The 17,710-nt window shown below is 48.2% G+C and carries 14 protein-coding genes and 2 tRNA genes; 12 read left to right on the top strand and 4 right to left on the bottom strand.

Annotated elements, in window-relative coordinates; genetic code table 11:
• From PHQ97_01070 to PHQ97_01055, 4 genes are all read left to right on the top strand, one after another.
• On the top strand, window positions 1-184 hold a 184-nt coding region (locus PHQ97_01070), incomplete at its 5' end, for a hypothetical protein (protein MDD4391322.1).
• A gap of 996 nt (window positions 185-1,180) precedes the next feature.
• The gene (locus PHQ97_01065; protein ID MDD4391321.1) at window positions 1,181-2,407 is read left to right on the top strand and encodes an HD domain-containing protein; all 1,227 of its coding nucleotides are present in this window, start codon (window positions 1,181-1,183) and stop codon (window positions 2,405-2,407) included.
• A 545-nt stretch (window positions 2,408-2,952) separates the two neighbouring features.
• A complete protein-coding gene (gene ltrA, locus PHQ97_01060) occupies window positions 2,953-4,455 on the top strand; it encodes a group II intron reverse transcriptase/maturase (protein ID MDD4391320.1) in 1,503 nt (500 codons plus the stop codon).
• Window positions 4,456-4,582: 127 nt separating this feature from the next.
• Window positions 4,583-5,122 (top strand): hypothetical protein, encoded by a 540-nt coding sequence (locus tag PHQ97_01055; protein ID MDD4391319.1) that lies wholly within the window; start codon window positions 4,583-4,585, stop codon window positions 5,120-5,122.
• Between the two features lie 1,115 nt (window positions 5,123-6,237).
• Here the strand turns inward: PHQ97_01055 and PHQ97_01050 are convergent.
• Window positions 6,238-6,314 (bottom strand) — tRNA-Arg (locus PHQ97_01050).
• Window positions 6,315-6,322: 8 nt separating this feature from the next.
• Window positions 6,323-6,398 (bottom strand) — tRNA-His (locus PHQ97_01045).
• Window positions 6,399-6,856: 458 nt separating this feature from the next.
• Between PHQ97_01045 and selB the strand changes: the two genes are divergently transcribed.
• Together selB and PHQ97_01035 are read left to right on the top strand one after the other, a co-directional pair.
• Entirely contained in the window at window positions 6,857-8,767 is a 1,911-nt protein-coding gene (gene selB, locus PHQ97_01040; GenBank protein MDD4391318.1) for a selenocysteine-specific translation elongation factor, read from the top strand.
• A gap of 150 nt (window positions 8,768-8,917) precedes the next feature.
• Window positions 8,918-9,901: a DUF2333 family protein gene (locus tag PHQ97_01035; GenBank protein MDD4391317.1), complete on the top strand. Its 984-nt coding sequence runs from the start codon at window positions 8,918-8,920 to the stop codon at window positions 9,899-9,901.
• A gap of 706 nt (window positions 9,902-10,607) precedes the next feature.
• Here PHQ97_01035 and hemW read toward each other — a convergent pair.
• Window positions 10,608-11,750 (bottom strand): radical SAM family heme chaperone HemW, encoded by a 1,143-nt coding sequence (gene hemW, locus PHQ97_01030; protein MDD4391316.1) that lies wholly within the window; start codon window positions 11,748-11,750, stop codon window positions 10,608-10,610.
• Between the two features lie 208 nt (window positions 11,751-11,958).
• On the opposite strand from hemW, the gene PHQ97_01025 reads away from it, so the two are divergent.
• Genes PHQ97_01025 through PHQ97_01010 form a run of 4 tightly spaced genes read left to right on the top strand, consistent with a single transcriptional unit; the run spans window position 11,959 to window position 14,775 of the window.
• A complete protein-coding gene (locus PHQ97_01025; GenBank protein MDD4391315.1) occupies window positions 11,959-12,186 on the top strand; it encodes a 4Fe-4S binding protein in 228 nt (75 codons plus the stop codon).
• Between the two features lie 54 nt (window positions 12,187-12,240).
• Complete coding sequence (locus PHQ97_01020) at window positions 12,241-13,359, top strand: 2-oxoacid:acceptor oxidoreductase subunit alpha (protein MDD4391314.1); 1,119 nt, start codon at window positions 12,241-12,243, stop codon at window positions 13,357-13,359.
• Window positions 13,359-14,201, top strand: a complete 843-nt coding sequence (locus PHQ97_01015; protein MDD4391313.1) for a 2-oxoacid:ferredoxin oxidoreductase subunit beta — start codon at window positions 13,359-13,361, stop codon at window positions 14,199-14,201. Before PHQ97_01020 ends, PHQ97_01015 begins: the two co-directional genes overlap by 1 nt.
• A 31-nt stretch (window positions 14,202-14,232) precedes the next feature.
• Complete coding sequence (locus PHQ97_01010; protein MDD4391312.1) at window positions 14,233-14,775, top strand: 2-oxoacid:acceptor oxidoreductase family protein; 543 nt, start codon at window positions 14,233-14,235, stop codon at window positions 14,773-14,775.
• On the opposite strand, the gene PHQ97_01005 is transcribed toward PHQ97_01010, so the two are convergent.
• On the bottom strand, window positions 14,671-15,327 hold the full coding sequence (locus PHQ97_01005; protein ID MDD4391311.1) for a hypothetical protein: 657 nt from the start codon (window positions 15,325-15,327) through the stop codon (window positions 14,671-14,673). The genes PHQ97_01010 and PHQ97_01005 overlap by 105 nt on opposite strands.
• Before the next feature lie 358 nt (window positions 15,328-15,685).
• Between PHQ97_01005 and mltG the strand changes: the two genes are divergently transcribed.
• Window positions 15,686-16,690, top strand: a complete 1,005-nt coding sequence (gene mltG, locus PHQ97_01000; GenBank protein ID MDD4391310.1) for an endolytic transglycosylase MltG — start codon at window positions 15,686-15,688, stop codon at window positions 16,688-16,690.
• Between the two features lie 17 nt (window positions 16,691-16,707).
• Window positions 16,708-17,706 (top strand): beta-N-acetylhexosaminidase, encoded by a 999-nt coding sequence (nagZ, locus tag PHQ97_00995; protein MDD4391309.1) that lies wholly within the window; start codon window positions 16,708-16,710, stop codon window positions 17,704-17,706.
• Window positions 17,707-17,710 lie beyond the last annotated feature (4 nt).

The raw sequence follows: 17,710 nt of genomic DNA, 5'->3' as shown, positions 1-17,710 counted from the left end.
TGCGGGACAGCTGTGTGTTTTAAACTATCTGGTGGGAAGGGATTGCCTCACAATTCAACCTCCGGGGGGGCAAACAGATGCAAACTCCGCTTTTCCCAAGTGGAACAAGGAAAAAAAACACTCGGACCAGACCCGGACCTACAACAAAAAAAGGCCTACAACAAAAAATGCTGTAGACCCTTGATTTTCATGGTACGCCCGGCAGGATTCGAACCTGCGACCTACGGATTCGAAGGCCTTTGACGTAACATGCCGTTATAATTATACAAAATGGCAAAGCGCGAGGCTATTCTTCCCGTTTCCCCATGCCTTCCTCACAACCCGGACCCCTCTGATTCAACCACGTTGCACCTAAAACGAGGCACCCAAAGGAGAATTCCCGTAGGACCGGAAAAACGATCAACGCAGCCTGTGTTTTCAAATGATTCCGGGTTCCGGAAGACTAGCGCCCCCCCTTCAACGACCGGAGATGGACAGGAAAAAAAACGAATCCGAAAAAAAAGCGGGTAAAGTTTTACCCGGAATAACATATTGTTATTTTAGCTATTTTAACCATTTAAGCGTCAGATATGTTTGACAGGCTACTTAACCATCAAACTCGAAACATTTTATCCCAAAACAGGTTGAGCAATTAGCCGCAGAAAACGTTTACGGCCCAGTGGATTTTACCGCCCTGCACCCCTTTGTCGAACATAGGTGCGACAGCACAACAACTACCACCGTTTGTGATATGTTGGGGGTATCCGAAGAAATCTATTTATTCAGGTATTGGCAAGGTATCTCAACAGGTTTAGAAATCCATATTACCGGGGAAAAGTATAAAAAAGATATTCTCCCTTGCAAATTGCCCATCTTGTTTATACTATCCCTATCGTGAGAAAATAACAGCGCCTCAGTTCTATAATTTTTTGTCCATTATTCCAGTTCATCTGATCTCGAAATATTTTCTACTCCACATCGGTACTCGATTTATCTGCAGCTGGCTTTTCATGCAGGACACTGGATAAAACGCAATTCGTGAATAGTTATACTGTTTCCGGTTATCATTCCGGAATGAGTGTTATCCAGTTAGAAACAACATGATTTGGCCGGAAATTAGTCGGAAAGAATTTCTGGGTTGTGTAGTTAAACAGAAACTGCTTAATAACTTGTTCGGTTTTAAACGGAGTGGAATTGCATTATGAAAAATAGTTTTGAAAAATGCAGGATGGATGAAAACAATCTTAAATGGGAAAATGCAATTAGTAGAGTCGTAGATTTGTATCATCGAGGTGATGATATCCGTTCCCCATTTGCTCGTGATTACAATAGAATTTTACACTCCCCTGCTTACAGAAGGCTTAAGCATAAAACACAAGTATTTTTTGCCACTACCAACGATCATGTTTGCACGAGAATAGAGCATGTAAACCATGTTACATCTGTAAGTTACACAATTTCAAAATACCTTGGTTTAAATACTGAATTGACCAATGCAATAGCAATTGGCCATGATCTTGGCCATACTCCATTTGGACATGCTGGTGAAACAATTTTATCCAAAATTACAGATGAAAAATTTGGTATTAAATTCTGGCACGAAAAAAACAGCCTGAGAATTATCGACAAAACAGAGACATTAGAAGATCCATGGGGTTCTCAAAGGAATTTAAACCTCATTTATGCTATTCGCGATGGTATTGTTTGTCATTGTGGTGAAGTAGACGAGAATGCATTATTTCCACGCGATGAATTTGTCAACCTTGAGGTAATAACAAAAGCAAATGAATTTCGGCCCTACACTTGGGAAGGTTGTATTGTTAAAATTGCTGATAAAATATCATTTCTTGGTCGTGATATTGAAGACGCGTTAGCGTTAAATATCCTTGATAGAAGTCAACTTGATGAATTAAATTGCATCATCAAACAAACTGGCAGAACCAATACAATTGAAGAGATAAATAATACAATATTGATGCATGATTTTATTATTGATTTGTGCAACAACAGTTCGCCTGGGTGTGGGATTATGATTTCTGAATCAAGTCTTGAAATAATGAATCTATTAAAAGCATTTAATTATAAAAACATATACCTACACAAAAGGCTTGATACATATAAAGAATACGCTTCGCTAATAATTAATTCTATATTCAAAGTGTTGGATAATTTTTTTGATGGACAAAAAACTCTTAAAGTAATCAAAAAACATAAAGAAATTTATCCTGTTTTGACGAAAACATTCAGCGAATGGTTACTTAAGTTCGGAGAGCCTAACGAAAGAGAATCAAAAACAAATATATATAAAAACAAAATCCTATATAATACTTTTGAATATGATGATTATGTTCTGGCTGCAGTAGATTTTATTTCAGGGATGACAGACCTATTCGCACTGAAAATCTTTCAAGAATTAACAACATTCTAATAGAAACCGAACCAACAGCTGAAGAAGGACCGGGAAAGGCCGCGGCGTTTTTGATCGTATTCAGTTTACATAAATTTCGGGCTGTGAAATAGGTCTTTGGTTCTCGTTTCCCGGCCCCTTAGCAGCGGCGTTATCGCGCCGAGCAAAGCTCGGCGTATCTTGCAGGGTGAAAGTCCCTGTCGGGAGGAATTCAGTAATGGATTCCTGTAAGGGTTAGCCACCCACCCGTATCGAGCCTTGGACCCATGGCGGAGTTGCAGGATGCATTGCAGCGAACAAAATGGGTTAAGCGTAGGCAGAGAATTCTGTAGGCCGTAGGGGTGATCGCGCACCCTGAAGTGCTGGTACAGCTTCGAAATAGCAATTGCGGATGCCGAGGGTTTTAACGTGCACCGAAGGCAACACAGAAGCATCCGATTTGGTGAGGATGTGGAGGTCCGCCGGAGTCCTCAGGCCGTGGCATGCAGGAAGAGATACGCTGTAGAACTCGGGAAGCCCCAAAGGCTCCAGTAAACAGTTTGGATTGATGGACAAATAAAGGAATAATGGTTCATTACACATCTGAAATGCTGTCACAAAACCACTGGTGGGAGGAACGTCGGGTTTCCGACAGTCCTCTATATGCTGATGGGGTGTCTTATCAGGCATACTACTCGGAGGTGGGGAAAGCCCACTACATGGGGAAGGACCTGACGGAAGTACGTAGCCTGCAAAGGAAACTCGTACCGGACAATGTAGGGCTGGGACAATACGAGCAAACCTCACTGCGGGGAATAGCAATTAAGGCAGGAGCTAATGGAAAACATCGTTTTCAGAATCTTTACAGGTATTTGAATGCGCCATTTTTACACGCTTGCTGGAGGGGTCTGAATAAACATGCCGCCAGTGGAGTAGATAAGGTGACGGCTCAGGCCTATGAGAAAAATCTCGAGGCCAACATTCAAGGATTGGCAGAGCGACTGAAAACCAGGCGGTATCGCGCCAAACTGATACGACGCTGTTACATTCCCAAGGAAAACGGCAAGAAAAGACCGCTGGGCATACCGGTGCTGGAAGACCGGTTGGTGCAGCTGGCCTGTGCAAAATTGCTGTCATCCATTTTCGAGGCGGATTTTCTTGACAATAGCTACGGCTATCGCCCGAAGCGGAGCGCAAAGGATGCGGTAAACGATCTGCGTTTCAATCTTCAATTCGGGAAATATGGATACGTTGTTGAAGCCGACATCAAAGGCTTTTTCGGCCATATGGATCACGACTGGCTGTTGCGAATGCTGCGTGAACGGATCGATGATACAGCGTTTTTAAATCTGATCTGCAAATGGCTGAAGGCAGGGATACTGGATACGGATGGAAAAATCATCCATCCGGAGACCGGCACGCCCCAGGGCGGGATCGTATCGCCGGTTCTGGCCAATGTGTACCTGCATTTTGCACTGGATCTGTGGTTTGAAAAGGTAGTCAAGGCCCACTGCAGAGGCGATGCGCTGTTGCTCAGGTATGCGGACGACTTTGTCTGTGCCTTTCAGTACCGCAGTGATGCGCATCGATTCTTCGATGTTTTGCCCAAACGGTTGTCCAAGTTCGATTTGATGGTAGCTCCGGAGAAGACGCATTTGATGCGGTTCAGTCGGTTTCATCCAAGCCGAAGCAGACGAATTGTCTTTCTGGGGTTTGAGACATACTGGACCCATGACAATAAAGGGCTGGTAAGAGTCATGCAGCGGACTGCGCGCAAGAAATTGCAGGGCGCATGTCGTCGCATCAAGGATTGGATCAGGAAAAACCGTCATTCAAAAGGGATAAAATTCATAACGGCCTTGAACAGACGACTTCGCGGTCACTACAACTATTACAGCGTGGTCGGCAACTCCCGGTCGTTATGGCGTTTTTACAGTTGGGCGGTCGAATGTGCATTCAAATGGCTGAATCGACGAGGAGGGAAACGGAAGAGTTTTACCTGGAAAGTTTTCCTAAATGCCATTGAGCGACTCGGGATTGTAAGGCCCAAATTGCCTTTATCGACCAAACGGCATCGAGTGTTTTCCTGAAGCAAATGTTTTACGCGAAAGCGAGTACAACCGAAGAACCGGATGCGGGAAAACCGCACGTCCGGGACTGTGCGGGGGGCGCTGGGTAACCGGCGTTCCTACCGCGAGATGTTTCCAAAGAGGGACAATGTCTCAAATAAAAAATAACGAGATTTCATTATCAAGCTATGGCAGATATATGAGTATCGCAGCCGAGGCATGTGATAATGCTAAAAAATCAGCTTCGCATAGAAATGCTCTGGTTGGTGAAACAAACATAGATCATGAAAAACTGATCAAAGCAGCAAGTGATGTGCATGATAAAGCTACCATAGCAATAGTCTTTTCTGCTATGGCGATTGAAGCATTTATTAATGAATACGGTATTTCAAATTTCTCAAGTAGCTATTTCAAGAACCATTTAGACAATCTAAGTCTTGTTTCAAAATTGGTAATTATTCCAAAAATAGCAAATAAGCTGGAATTGGATAAATCTGGGCAAGTTTATCAAGAGGTAAAATGGTTAATTGAACTTCGAAATCACCTTGTTCATTTTCGCTTCAAAAAAAGACCAGTAAAAGACATCGACATGACAGACCCAATGTTGCAGAAAGACTTTGTCATGGAAAGCCATTCTGAAAGAGCCGTAAAAGCAATGTCTATGCTGATTGAGTCGTTAAAAAAATAATTGATTTCAGGAGAATAGTAAGGGAAATTAAGAAAGGGGTTTAAAAAAGGGGTCAAGTCTGCTCTTGACCTTTATCAGTGATAATGAAAAGTAGGGGTGTTGAGATTGCACGTTTCTTTTTGTTTTTAATCTCTGCTTTTCCAATTATTTTCGATAAAATCCCCAAATACAGATACCTGCTATAAATCACAAACTAACTGAGCCTTCAAAAATGAAGATCGGACACGACATAATCTGACCCGGCCATTTTATTTTTCAATGGTCGTTTAACAACGTTTATGGCCTCTTTCAAACCTGATTTGCACGGTTTCTAAACATCCGGCGTGTTCCCGTTGGCCAGGTGGCGTTAGGCGTTTAAGTGGTGGGGCGTAAACGCAAGAGAGTCGAGCGCACCGACCAATATGTGCCGGAATGAAGTCGGGCGATCCCCGGTACATGCCTAAAAGGCGATTTTACCTTTTTCCCGCTAACCACAGTGGTGCCCCCGGCACTTTTTTCTTTTTAGCAATTTTAGCATTTTTTGCGTAGACCGAAGAAGATTTTGGGTTCGGATCTAACCCTGTAATTTTTTCAGTGGAAGGATTTTCCCAGGTGGAACGAGGAAAAAAATCACTCTGGCCCGCCCCTCCACGACAACAGCCATCGTTCTGGGGGGAAACGCCAATGGGCCTCCTGACCGAGTGGAAAACGGGGGACGGTAAGACCCTCAAGGCCGTTGAGAGCGGTTAGCTAAACTGCTAAAGACGCTAATTTTCAAGGATTGTTTTTTTCGGACGGGTCGTGTCGGGGGGTGGGGGCATCGATAAACATTAACTCCACCAACTCCACTACCGCACCAAACCCTTTACCGGGTAAAGCGATCTCACTCGCGGAACCCCCCTCAGAAGGCTTTTTAAGTCTTGTGGGGCAGGGCGTCAGGGCGTGGCAAACTACTGTCGTGTTTTTAGATTTTTTTGTACTTTAGGGGGGGAGAGCAGGACACGTCGTTTTGCGCCGTTCAGTGTTCGGTGGCCCGATTTTCCCAGGTGGAACAAGGGAAAAAAATCACTCGGACCAGCCCCGGACCAAAAACAAAAAAAGTCTACAGCAAAAAAACTGCAGACCCTTGATTTTCATGGTGCGCCCGGCCCGATTCGAACGGGCGACCTACGGATTCGAAGTCCGGAACTCTATCCAGCTGAGCTACGGGCGCTAATAAAATGGGGTGAGTGAAGGGACTTGAACCCTCGGCAACCGGGGCCACAACCCGGTGCTCTACCAACTGAGCTACACCCACCACAATCAACAGAAAATATATCTATCAGAATGTTTCAGGTATTTCAAGAATATTTATCATCCTCTTTAAAAAAAAATTACAATCTGTTATACAGGTTTAAGTTTATAAAACTTGCTATTGACCCTGTCTGGCTTCTGCTATATGACTTTAAATAAATCGAGATAATTCATATCATCATGATGTTGCAGGGTTGGATAGGAAAAGGGCGCAGGGTATTTGCCGCCGTAAGGATAGGTATTTAACTTTTAACAGTAAGTTATAAGACATTGACTAAATTATATATATTTATAATGCGCGCGATATTAGGCGCGGGGTTTGCGGTCCTTCTTACCCGGTTTTTTTATCCCGGGGCCGATGCGATCTATGTGGCCGGTCTGGGTGTGTTTTTATGCGGTATGGCCTATGTGATGGATTATTTCCGTAACAGAAAAAAGAGTGTTTAAAGGAGATTTGAGTCTTTGAAAGAGATAATCCTCGGCACCGCAGGACATATCGATCACGGGAAAACCAGCCTGATCAAAGCGGCCACGGGAATTGATACCGACCGGTTAAAGGAGGAAAAACTTCGCGGAATCACCATAGAACTCGGTTTTGCGTCAATGGCGCTTCCGAGCGGTCAGCACCTCGGCATTGTCGATGTGCCGGGCCACGAGAAATTTGTCAAGAATATGGTGGCAGGGGCTACCGGCATTGATATCGTGGCCATGGTCATAGCCGCGGATGAGGGCGTGATGCCTCAGACCCGGGAGCACATGGAAATCTGCAGTTTGCTGGGCATCAAATACGGGCTGGTCGTTCTCACCAAAGTCGATATGGTGGATGAGGAGTGGCAGGAGCTGGTAACCGAGGATGTCCGTGAATTTGCTCAGGGAACATTTCTGGAAAATGCGCCGATTATCCCCGTCTCCTCAGCAACCGGCCAGGGTATCGATGAATTCAAACAGGTCCTTGAAGATATCTGTAAACAAATTCCCGAACGCTATTCAAGCGGGATTTTCCGTCTTCCGGTCGATCGGGTATTTACCATCAAGGGATTCGGCACCGTTATTACCGGTACCCTGATTTCCGGCAAAGTCGATGTGGGCGATACGGTCATGATCTATCCGTCCGGCATCACATCAAAGGTCCGGGGGGTTCAGGTTCATAATCAGAATATTGGTGAAGCAAAAAACGGGATGCGGACCGCCATCAACTTTCAGGGGCTTGAAAAAGCCTCCATCAACCGGGGGGACGTGGTCTCCAGTTCCGATATCCTGATTCCGAGTTACATGCTCGATGTGTCCCTGAATTATTTGAAAAGCAACAAAAAACCCATGAAGAATCGGACCCGCATCCGGCTGCATACCGGGACCAGTGAAATTCTTGGCATCGTCGCACTGCTGGATCGTGAGGAACTGGCTCCGGGCGATACGGCTGTTGTTCAGCTCAGATTAGATTCTCCGGTGACGGTGGTAAAAGATGACCGGTTTGTCATCCGGAGCTATTCACCGGTACATACGGTCGGAGGCGGTCGGATTCTCAACCCCATCCCCCGGAAACATAAACGGTTTAAAGCGGAAATTATCCAGGGCATCGAGCACCTTGGCGAGGCAACCCCGTCTGAAATAATTTCCTGGCATGCCCGTGAGTCCGGATATCAGGGGGTTTCGTTCAAACATTTCCGGTTGATGACCAATTTGCCCGAGAAGCCGTTGAACAATGAGATTCAGGCGTTATTGTCCGATAAGGTGCTGATTCAGACCGATAAGGAAAATCAGGTCTATATCCATCAATCCGGGTTTGAATCGGCTAAAGGCCATATCATCGATTTTCTGACATCCTATCACCGCAATAATCCGTTAAAGGGCGGAATGCCGAAAGAGGAACTCAAGTCCAAGTTTCCCTCTTTACTGTCGCCAAAATCATTCAACCTGGTGATCAATAAGATGGTAAAGGGGGCAGAGATCGTCCTGGAAGAAGAGAATGTCCGTCTGGCCAGCCATGTCATATCGCTGGCAATCGATCAGGAGGATATTCGGAAAAAAATTGTGGATATTTATAGCCGGGACGGTCTGACTCCGCCGTATTTCAAAGATCTTGCCGAGTCATTGAGTGTGGATGCGGCCCGGGCCAGGGATGTGCTCATGCTGCTGGTGAGTGAACGGATGATCGTGAAAGCCAAGGAAGATCTGTATTTTCATGCTGCAGCCGTGGAAGATCTTAAAGCCAGAGTGGTCGATTTTCTCACGACCCATGGCGAGATGACCACTCCTCAGTTCAAGGAAATTGCCGGAATTTCACGGAAATATCTAATTCCGCTGATTGAGTATTTCGACTCGCTGAATGTAACGATTCGTGTCGGTGACAGTCGAAAACTCAGAGGCCGGTGATGCTGCAGGATAGCAAAAGCAGTTAATGGTAATGCGATTTCAGCCTCTGCACGCAGAGGTCGTCAGATCGATACGGATATGGAAACTGTCAGGCGCTGTTTTTATAATATTCCGTATTAACTCTGTTTTTGTCGGTATCAAGGAGTAGATATGAAAGGTTTCAGAAGCTTTGCAACCATTCGAGTCATTGTCAGTCTGCTGATTTCAGGTCTGGTTCTCTGGGGATCCTACAAGGGCATGGAGGCAGTGGAAAAACGTGCGGCAATCGCAAAACGGGAGGCGCTTCAAACCCGAAATATCGCGGAAAAGAAAGCTATCCCGGTTACCAATGGAAAATATACGGATATTTCAGAAAATTTTATTCCCGAAGAAAGTCTTACAGACAAACCCAAAGGCTGGGTTTTTGCGCGATCCATCATCATTCCCATGGCATATGAGCTGGATGAGCGGTTTCTCGGATGGCGGCCCAATGATATTTTCGGGCTTTCCGATAACCGGGCAAATTTCCAGGAAGGCGTTCTGGAGGTAACACGTAAAACGGTTGCCATTCTCAAGGAAAAAATTACCTATACGGACGAAACCCAGGAATATGACGCCCACCTGGCCCAGGCTCTGGATGGCTTGATGATTGATCCGAAACGCTACTGGTTTCCGGCTCCGGAGTCCAGATACCGGGATGCTCTGGATGCGCTCAACGGGTTCATGAAAAAACTCGAAAACAAAGAACTCATATTTGATGCGGGTTCCAGAAATCTGCTGCTGCTGCTGGATACGTTTGAAGAGCTGATTTCGGCCTGTGACGAGAATCTGGTCAAAGCCATGGAGGACGGCAATGTCCCGGTCCGGCAATCCAGAGCGGATGACTATTTTTATTATGCAAAGGGCATTTCAAGCGCCATGGGAACGATTCTGGAAGGCATCCGGACGGATTTTAATGTGACACTGGCCCTGCGGGCCAACCGGGAACTGCTTCAGAAAGCCATTGACGCCTGCCACCGGGCCGCGGATATCTCCCCCATGGTCGTTACCGAGAGCAGCCTGAACGGGGTGCTGGCCAATCATCGGGCCAATATGGCGGCTCCTGTCAGCCAGGCCCGGTATTATATCAGCAAGCTGGTCAAGGCCTTTTCCTGAAAAACAGGATAAGGGCCTCGGAAGGAATAAAATTCATAAAGATTGTGCAGGATTTTTGGTCGTCTTCAAGGCGTATCAAAGCGTGCATGCTTGTTGCCTGTGCTTTTTGATGCAACGCTGAAGGCGGGCAAAAAGATAAACAAGGTGGTGGGTTTTATTTTTTCCGAGGTCCTAACTGGCAACCGGTTTTTATAATCCATCAAAGGGATTGATTGCTTAAGCCCTACAGGCTACAGACAATTGATCCTTTTTTTTGTGCAACACAGCAAAGGGATTGGTCTCACGCAAAGGCGCAAAGGCGCAAAGGCGCAAAAAAAATTGTTAACTCGTCAACAGCCTGATGGAAAAATTATTCGTAAATTTATACAATGATTGTTGCGATAATGCCAACGTGTCGCCGCCCTTGCAGGGGCTTAGGCTTTTTTCTCTAATAGCCTCGGGAGTAAACGCTTCCCATGTTTGTAATATATTTCTTAACGTCGTCCTTTCAGGACTTATGCCTGCTAATCAATTTAACCGGTGGTTAAAACCACCGGCTATACGACTCAACCCCTATCGGGGTTCCAGTTGCCATCAACTTTGCGTTCTTTGCGCCTCGAGCAAAGCGGGCGGTGAAACTTCTTTTTTTGCGCCTTTGCGCCTTTGCGCCTTTGCGTGAGACCAATTTTGGTTCCAGCTTGACTGGATCAGAGAAGGTTTTAAACAACTAAATCAACATGGCAGCGATGCTGTCCAGAAACAGCATCCCCTTTCGGGTCAGGCGGCACCGGGATGCGTCAATCTCGATACAGCCGAGCTCCTTCAGCTGCGCGATGACCTTTCCGTACAGCTGGTTGAAACAAACGCCATAATTCCGGTCAAACGATGGAATGTCGATTCCCTCGGTTTTTCTGAGCCCCAGATACAGCGTCTCCATGATCTGCTGTTCTCTGTTCAGCTGCTCTTCACCCCCAACCGGCCGTTTTCCCCGGCCAAGATCTGACAGATAATCCGAAATATTTCTGTGGTTCCAATACCGTCTGGCATCCATATAGGAATGAGCCGCCGGGCCGAATCCCAGATAAGGGACAAACGCCCAGTATTTCTGGTTATGCCGGGATCTGGCAGCCGGAAACCGGGCATAGTTGGAGATTTCGTAATGCTCGTATCCGCCGGCGTCCGCCACCTCCATGGTGGTTTCAAAGAGGGTTGCGCTTCGCCCTTCGGACAGCGGATGAACTATTCCCTTTTTTCTGGAAATATCCAATGGCGTACCGGATTCATAGGTGAGCATATAACAGGACAGGTGCTCGGGCTCAAGTTCCATGGCCCGACGTAAATCCGACCGCCATGATGAATCGCTTTGATCCGGCAGGCCATAAATCAGATCCAGTCCCACGTTTTCAAACCCGGCCTCTCTGGCCTGACGGATAATGCGGCTGGCATCGCCTGCCGAATGGATGCGGCCTAAAAATTTCAGGTTTTCGTCCTGAAACGACTGCACCCCGATATTGAGGCGATTAATCCCGGCGCTTCGCAGATCGGTGAGTTTTTTTTCATTGACCGTGCCCGGGTTGACTTCAATTGTGATTTCGGCATCTTTTGTTATGCAGAACGCATGGTGCGCAGATTCCAGCAGCTGGCCGACAGCGTCAGGGGGCAAGGTCGAAGGGGTTCCCCCTCCCAGGTACACGGTATCAAAGACCCTGTCCGGTTGACGGTTCAAAAAAAATTCTTGTTTCAGCGCCCGGACAAACGCATCCTGAAGGGAAAGGTCGGTCACTGAATAAAAATCGCAGTACGGACATTTTCTGATACAAAAGGGGATATGAATGTAAATCCCGGCAGGCTCATATTTTTTCACACACATATTCAAAGGCATAATCCACAGGCTTTCCCGAATCGCAAATGAAATTGCAGGTAGTTATTTTTCCTTGACATAATCTATTATAACCGAATAAAAATTACTATCTATTTTATATTCCTGTGAGCATTTAATCAGACCGTCGATGACGGAAGAAACCCGGCTTTTATTTCAGGTTTTCCGTTTAAGGCTGTCATCCGGGAGGAGCCGGATAGTGAAACCATCGGATCAGACGCCAGCGTCCAAACGCAAATACAGAATTGAGATTTATAAAGACTGGTGCAAGCGATGCGGCATCTGCATCGAGTTTTGCCCGACCCGTGTACTGGAGCCGGATGAAACCGGCCATCCGCGTGTCAAAAATCCCGATGCCTGCATCGGATGCCGGCAGTGTGAAATCCGTTGCCCGGATTTTGCCATTGAAGTTCAGGATGAGGAGTAGACCGTGCCAAACCGAAAATCGTCATCAAAACCGGTAAAGTCAAAATCCCCCTGTATGCTGATTCATGGTAATCAGGCCATTGTGGAAGGGGCCATTGCTTCCGGATGCCGTTTTTTTGCCGGGTATCCGATTACCCCGGCCACCGAAATCGCCGAAATCATGGCGGCCCGTCTTCCAGGGCTGGATGGCACCTTTATACAGATGGAAGATGAAATCGCCAGCATCGGCGCGGTCGTAGGTGCATCTCTGGCCGGGGTGAAGGCCATGACGGCCACCAGTGGCCCGGGGTTTTCCCTGATGCAGGAAATTATCGGATTTTCCTGTATGGCTGAAGTGCCCTGTGTCATCGTCGATGTCATGAGAGGCGGGCCGAGTACGGGACTGCCGACATTTGCCTCCCAGGGCGATGTCATGCAGGCCAGATGGGGAACGCACGGGGATCATCCCATTATCGTTCTGGCGGTATCATCGGTTCAGGATTGTTTCGATGTGACGGTAACTGCCTTTAATTTTTCTGAAAAATACCGTACGCCGGTCATTATCCTGTCCGATGAGGTGGTGGCCCATACCCGCGAAATATTCTGTCTGCCGGATGCCGGCGCGGTTTCCACCGTGAAGCGGATCAAGCCGACCGTGCCGCCGGAGTGGTATATTCCTTATGAAAACACCCCCCGGGGGGTACCCCCCATGGCGTCGTTTGGCGATGGCTACCGGTATCATGTGACCGGACTGGTTCATGACGTACGAGGATACCCGACGCTTCAGAAAGATGAAATAACGGCGCTGCATGAGCGGCTGCATCGAAAAATCTATCAGCATTTCAAAGAGATTCAGATCGTAAAGGAATTTAACACAGAAGATGCGGATATCTGCCTTATCGCCTACGGCTCTGTGGCACGCTCCTGCCTGCAGGCCGTAAAGTCCGCCCGCGGCAAAGGAATAAAGGTCGGGCTTCTTCAGCTGGTGACCCTGTTTCCGTTTCCCAGAAATGATGTGGAAAAAATACTCCGCCAGTCAAAAGCCGTGATTGTTCCCGAAATGAATCTCGGGCAGATCTCACGGGAGGTCAAACGGGTGAATACGAATCTGTCTAAAGTGGTCAAACTCAACCGGTACGATGGCTCGTTGATCACACCGGATGAGATATTAAAGAAAATTCGTGAGGTAGCCTGATGCACCATGAAACGCATATCGTCCGCCAATACCTGAGACATGATAAAAAATTTCCGCACGTCTGGTGCCCTGGCTGTGGGAACGGTATCGTGCTGGGGGCGTTGATTCGGGCCATTCACCACCTGGATTATGCAAAGGATGATATCGTACTGGTGTCCGGGATCGGATGCTCAAGCCGGATGCCGGCCTATGTGGATTTCAACACGCTGCATACCGTTCACGGGCGGGCCCTGACCTTTGCCACCGGTATTAAGCTTGCCCGGCCGTTGCTCAAGGTCATTGTCGTCATGGGAGACGGGGATGCGATCGCCATCGGCGGCAATCATTTCATTCATGCGGCCCGGCGGAATATCGATCTTACGGCCATTATCGTGAACAACAGCATTTACGGCATGACCGGCGGCCAGTCATCACCCACGACCCCTTACGGAATGCGCTCGACCACCGCGCCGTATACCCATATTGAACACGCCTTCAATATATCGGAACTGGCCGCCACGGCCGGTGCTGCCTTTGTGTCACGGGGCACGGTGTATCACGCGCAGCTGCTGCAGGGTCTGATTGAAAAAGCGATTGAAAAAAAAGGTTTTTCCGTGGTTGAGGTTATTTCCCAGTGCCATATCCAGTATGGAAAGCTCAATCAGCTCGGCTCCCATATCGATATGCTCAAATGGCAGAAGACCCATGCCATACCAATCGAAAAGGCGGCCGATATGCCAGGTGATCAGATAGAGGGAAAATTTACCATCGGCGTTCTGGTGGACCGGGAGCTTCCGATTTACAGCAGGGAATATGAAAAAACCAGAGAAAAAGCCAGGGGATGCAGTCCGGAAAGCCAATAAACCCGAACGTTGGGGTAAACAGGAGACCGGTATGGCAGATCGTTATGAAATACGACTTTCAGGATTCGGGGGGCAGGGGCTTATTTTTGCAGGAATCATTCTGGCCGAGGCCATCGGCATCCATGAAGGCAAATACGTCACCCAGTCCCAGAGTTACGGGCCCGAGGCCAGAGGCGGGAAAAGCAGGTCTGAAATCGTATTCAGTGATGAACCCATTGACTATCCCCGGGCCATCAATGTCGATCTGCTGCTTGCCATGAGCCAGGATGCATGCGATACCTATTTTATCGACCTGAAACCGTCAGGACTTTTGATCGTCGATGCCACCTTTGTCAAGGAATCGCCCCTTTCCCGGGCGATCAGCATTCCGTGTACGGAAATCTCTCAATCCCTGACCGGGACGGCGACCGCATCCAACATGGTGGCGCTGGGGGCCATCTGCCGGTGTTCGGGAGTCGTATCCCCAATGTCATTGAAAAAGGCAATTTTGAACCGGTCGCCCAAAGGAACCGAAGGCATCAATATCAAGGCATTCAACGCCGGAATCAAAGCGGCCGGAACCTGTTGCGGGTAAGGGCCTCGGAAGGAATAAAATCCACAAAGATTGCGCAGCACTTTTTCCCGCCTGCGCGGCCGGCTGCATATCGTCCAGGTCCGCGAACAGCCCCAGCCGTCTTCCTGCCTGATACAGGCATCGATCTTCAGGCTCCATTTCCAGAAAACATCGAAGCGGCGTAAGCATGCGCTCCCTGTGAGCGGTTTCAATTGCGTGAACCCGTGAATGCGCTCTGCCGGCAAGTCCCGGCATGACATACTCGGACAGTTCAAATTCTGTCTGTCTGGCTTTCAATCCTGCCTCGATGTGAATCTTCTGACTTGCTCCCTTCCGGACCATGTCCAGCACCGTGTCTGAGCCTGATTCCATTCCGATATGAAGCCGACTCAGACCTGCGCCTCGTATGGCGGAAAGCTCGTTATCCCGTATCCGGGAGATGGTATGAGACCTCGCATAGGAGGTAATCCGTTTTGCCCACGGGAACCGATTCCGGATATGATCGAGAGTTTGGATTATATCACGGGAAGGCATGATCAGACGGTTTGCATCCTGAAGGAAGATCGTTTCCATGCCGCTGAGATACCATCTGTACGCCGCACGAAAAGCGGCGCTGTCTTCTGCCGGCAGGCCGTGGCCGAGATGTCCTGAAGCCGGAATAGGGGGGTAAATGTCGTGTCATTATCATCGGCTCCGCGATATTTCCTGAAAAGTGGAATACATGTGCCGGTCATCATACCGGAGTGCCCCGCACAGCGTCAAGGGACGCGCCGTGTGCCGGGACAAGATATCTTGAAGAAATTTGAAATATGGTTTATTTAAGAGCCAAGGCCCTGACTACAGGCATTAGGCATTAAAATTCCGATCCGGCCTGATGTCGGTTTTATCATATCGGCAATCGGTTATCAGCGTTATAAGGTGCTCTGACAACGTGAAAAAAAATATCAGACGATTATATATTCTGATTGCATCAGGAATAATTGCGCTGGGATTTATTAGCCTGGATATGCTGCTTTACGCGGGCAAACCCGGTCATTCCAATCCTGTGAAACAGATGGTCACCATCATGCCGGGGCAGGGTCTGACGGCCGTTACCAATATACTCTACCGGAACGGTCTGGTCACCCACCCTGCCAAATTCAGGCTGCTTGCCCGGATTTACGGATTTGACCGTCAGATCAAGGCCGGAGAGTATGATCTTTCTCCGGTCATGTCACCCAACCGGATACTGGATACCCTGGTAAGGGGCGATGTCCATCAGTATAAAATTGTTATTCCCGAAGGATACAATCTGTATCAGATCGCGGCCACAGTAGCCAAATCCGGTCTGACAGCGGAAACGCAGTTCCTTTCGGCTGTCACCGGTGCCGATGTCTCCCGGCAGTATGATATCCATGCAGATACGCTGGAGGGGTATCTTTTCCCGGACACCTATTATTTCTCTAAAGGCATTCCCCTCTCCCGAATGATTGAGGTAATGGTTACCCGGTTTAACGAGGTAGTTCCACCGGAATGGAAAAAACATGCGGAGGCGATGGGCTTTTCGTTTCATGATATCATGACCCTGGCCTCCATGATTGAAAAAGAAACCGGAGCTCCTTGGGAACGGCCCATCATTTCGTCGGTGTTTCACAACCGGTTGAAAAAAAAGATGAGACTCGAGAGCGATCCGACGGTGATTTACGGCATCGAGAACTTTGACGGGAATCTGACCCGGCAGCATCTGCGCGATCTGACCCCGTACAATACCTATAAAATCAAGGGGCTTCCGGCCGGTCCCATCGCCAGCCCGGGTCTCAGATCCATCGAAGCGGCGCTGTACCCTGCCGATACACGGTACCTGTATTTTGTTTCTAAAAAGAACGGCACGCACCAGTTTTCCACCAACCTTTCAGATCACAACCGGGCGGTCCGAACGTATCAACTGGGAAAATAGAAGGTGATTGAATTATCATGGACATTGGATTATTTTCAGATTTACAGCTCGCCGGTCAGCGTCTCATGGTCGGCTTTAACGGAACCGGTCTTAACCCGGGACTTAAATTTTTGATCGACACCCTCAAAGTCGGGGGCGTCATTCTGTTTTCGAGAAACATCGTTGATCCGGATCAGCTCAGGGAACTGTGCGGATCGGTTCAGGACTATGCCCTTTCGGTCGGCCAGCCCCCGTTGTTTATCGCCATCGATCAGGAAGGGGGAAAGGTGGCCAGACTCAAACCCCCGTTTACCCAGTTTCCGGGCAACCCGCATATGGCCGGTAAAAAAGATGCCCGCCGGTTTGCCGAAATTACCGCCAGAGAACTCGCGCAGGTCGGGATCAATATGAATATGGCGCCGGTTCTGGATGTCGCGCCGCTTGGCATGGAAAGTATCATGGCCGACCGGGCGTTCGGGGATGATCCGTTATGGGTCTCTTACCTGGGGGCTCATGTAATCGAACATCTCCAGAAGAACGGTGTCATGGCCGTTGCCAAACATTTTCCCGGAATCGGACGCACCATTCTTGATTCGCACCTTGACAGGCCATCGCTGGCCGTTGATTTAAACGATATGAAATCGTTTGATCTGGTGCCATTTGAAGATGCCATCCGTCATGACGTATCTGCTGTCATGCTTTCGCATATTCTGTATGATGCCATTGACGACAAGTGGCCGGCCAGCCTGTCACCGGCTATCGCCAGGGACCTGCTAAGGGCTCGGATGGGATTTGACGCACTGGTTATCACCGACGATCTGGATATGGGGGCAATCAAGGGCCATTACGATATTCAAACCGTGATGGGTCAGGTGATGGAAGCACAAATCGATATCGCGCTCATCTGCCACAGCACGGAGAATATGGAATGTGCGGTTGAAGAAATTCTTCACCTGCAGAAGGCTTCGAAAACCGTAAAAACAAACGGATGGAAATCCGTTCGAAGAATCATGGCGCTCAAAGAAAAGTATCTCTGAGGTC

This window comes from Desulfobacterales bacterium (assembly GCA_028704555.1).
In the GTDB taxonomy this organism is placed as follows: domain Bacteria; phylum Desulfobacterota; class Desulfobacteria; order Desulfobacterales; family JAQWFD01; genus JAQWFD01.
This window is presented reverse-complemented; position numbering and strand designations above follow the sequence as displayed.

What these genes read in the sequence shown, in the direction of transcription:
- PHQ97_01065 (MDD4391321.1), top strand. Translation starts at nt 1,181, where the DNA reads ATGAAAAATAGTTTTGAAAAATGCAGGATGGATGAAAACAATCTTAAA.
- ltrA (MDD4391320.1), top strand. Translation starts at nt 2,953, where the DNA reads ATGGTTCATTACACATCTGAAATGCTGTCACAAAACCACTGGTGGGAG.
- PHQ97_01055 (MDD4391319.1), top strand. Translation starts at nt 4,583, where the DNA reads ATGTCTCAAATAAAAAATAACGAGATTTCATTATCAAGCTATGGCAGA.
- PHQ97_01035 (MDD4391317.1), top strand. Translation starts at nt 8,918, where the DNA reads ATGAAAGGTTTCAGAAGCTTTGCAACCATTCGAGTCATTGTCAGTCTG.
- hemW (MDD4391316.1), bottom strand. Translation starts at nt 11,750, where the DNA reads ATGTGTGTGAAAAAATATGAGCCTGCCGGGATTTACATTCATATCCCC.
- PHQ97_01020 (MDD4391314.1), top strand. Translation starts at nt 12,241, where the DNA reads ATGCTGATTCATGGTAATCAGGCCATTGTGGAAGGGGCCATTGCTTCC.
- PHQ97_01015 (MDD4391313.1), top strand. Translation starts at nt 13,359, where the DNA reads ATGCACCATGAAACGCATATCGTCCGCCAATACCTGAGACATGATAAA.
- PHQ97_01010 (MDD4391312.1), top strand. Translation starts at nt 14,233, where the DNA reads ATGGCAGATCGTTATGAAATACGACTTTCAGGATTCGGGGGGCAGGGG.
- PHQ97_01005 (MDD4391311.1), bottom strand. Translation starts at nt 15,327, where the DNA reads ATGGAAACGATCTTCCTTCAGGATGCAAACCGTCTGATCATGCCTTCC.
- nagZ (MDD4391309.1), top strand. Translation starts at nt 16,708, where the DNA reads ATGGACATTGGATTATTTTCAGATTTACAGCTCGCCGGTCAGCGTCTC.